This window comes from Psychrobacter sp. FME6 (assembly GCF_014861365.1).
Classification (GTDB): domain Bacteria; phylum Pseudomonadota; class Gammaproteobacteria; order Pseudomonadales; family Moraxellaceae; genus Psychrobacter.
This window is the reverse complement of record NZ_RRYW01000186.1, coordinates 1-1,646: the sequence shown is the minus strand read 5'-3', so window position 1 is coordinate 1,646 and position 1,646 is coordinate 1. Positions and strand designations below refer to the sequence as shown.

The 1,646-nt window shown below is 35.1% G+C and carries 3 protein-coding genes; 2 read left to right on the top strand and 1 reads right to left on the bottom strand.

Going from position 1 to position 1,646, the window contains the following annotated elements:
* Positions 1-211, bottom strand: a 211-nt coding sequence (locus EI162_RS14095; RefSeq protein ID WP_192524926.1) for an IS630 transposase-related protein, incomplete at its 3' end; no start/stop codon positions are given.
* A gap of 385 nt (positions 212-596) precedes the next feature.
* Between EI162_RS14095 and EI162_RS14090 the strand changes: the two genes are divergently transcribed.
* Positions 597-1,277 carry a hypothetical protein gene (locus EI162_RS14090; RefSeq protein WP_192524925.1) on the top strand — a complete coding sequence of 227 codons (681 nt, stop codon included), beginning with the start codon at positions 597-599 and terminating at the stop codon, positions 1,275-1,277.
* A gap of 137 nt (positions 1,278-1,414) precedes the next feature.
* Positions 1,415-1,646 (top strand): hypothetical protein (locus EI162_RS14085; RefSeq protein WP_192524924.1); only part of this gene is annotated, 232 nt, incomplete at its 3' end.

Here is a 1,646-nt window from a genome sequence, read left to right as displayed (position 1 = left end):
AATCATCAGGATGTTCTTTAACATCATTGAGTAGCACGTCATCTGGTATTTTATAGGGTTTGGTTTGCCTGGTTGCTTTGCTATGAACACGTCTCTTCCAGTTTTGTATGGTGGTTGGGCTGAGATTATAGAACTCAGCCGCCCCGGCAAAGGTCATACCGTTATCTAAGCTTTTTAGTACTTGTTTGCGAAAATCTAGTGAGTAAGTCATAGTGTTTATGGTAACAATTGGGTTTGATAATTAGTTTATAACACTTTTAGGTGAGATTGACTATACTTGGATTGAAGGAAAAAAAACAGTAGTAAGCTTTTTACCTTCTAGACAACCTGATGCAAAAACGGGGCAAAATATCTCATATATTGTAGAAATAGAATAAATACTCATAACTTCTTATCAGTTGTCTAAAGTTAATTGACTATTAAGATTTTACTCTGACAACATGTATTTAATTCATTGCACCCAATTTTGAAAAGTCTGGCAGTAATGTAAGTATTGCAGACTATAGTCAATCCAAATAAACTTATTTCATTTGCAATGATATCAGTGGTACCTGATGCAAAAAGATCCCAGTGTATACAAACTATAAGAGGTCTATATGAAAACAATAAAGCTCGCACTTACTCTAGTGATTACTACATTACTTGCTGCCTGTGACGCCACCTCTTCTGACTCACTCACTCTCGATTCAGGTAAAGCAGTCAAATCTACTGTGCAACTGGATGAAAAGAGCAGCGCTGAGAGCGTATCATCCTCTAATATTGAAACCCAAATCCAAGAGGGTTTCAATACAACAGACCCGGTTCCTTTCATAACTAACCCCCCCGCAAAGCAAGCCCGGGAACCATTTTTTTTACCTGAAGAGAACGTAAAAAATATTAAAAACTTCTTTTTTAACAACTACAATGAAAACCAAATAAAAAACAAACAATATGATGAAACGGCATATGGTTTTTTTGGTGTCATTCAATATAATGATGGCACTATCTTAGATTACTCTTTGGATAAAGTGAATAATAAATATTTTGTAAAGATGTCTAATTTAAGAGGTAATTATCAATTACGCAATTCGTTTAATAACATCCATAAAGATACCGTATATAAAATGTTAGACATAAGCGGAGTAGATGACCCTGAAATATTTTTCCAAGAGCTCATAAGTAGCCCTAAGATTACTAAATACAAAGGATGTACTGTACAACAAAAACAATCGAAGTATGCGATGGTAGATTTGACATCATGTGAATTTGACAATATAGCAGAATTAAATTTGTATTAACCTAACTCTTAGAATAAAGCAACATCATGCCAAGTTACCTAATCAATAATTAGGGTGAAGTGATTTGGCAGTTTGAGGGGGAAGAAGGGTAGCTATATTACATTATTAATCGATACAATGAAGGCAGGTTTTGAGTTATGTTTAAGCGATCTCTCGGTATTCTTATTTGTTTGAGTCTGACCTTTCTAACTACTGCCTGCCAAGCAGAAAAAGAGGTTGTTATGCCCGACAAACCTCTAGAAATTTCATTAAACATGACTGCCGAAGAGTTATACGACGCAAACCCTGAATATAAAAAATATCAAAGTGCCGATGCTCAACCTATGGGCGTTACTTTTCAAGGTTATGACTTTTCAACAAGCAACATGG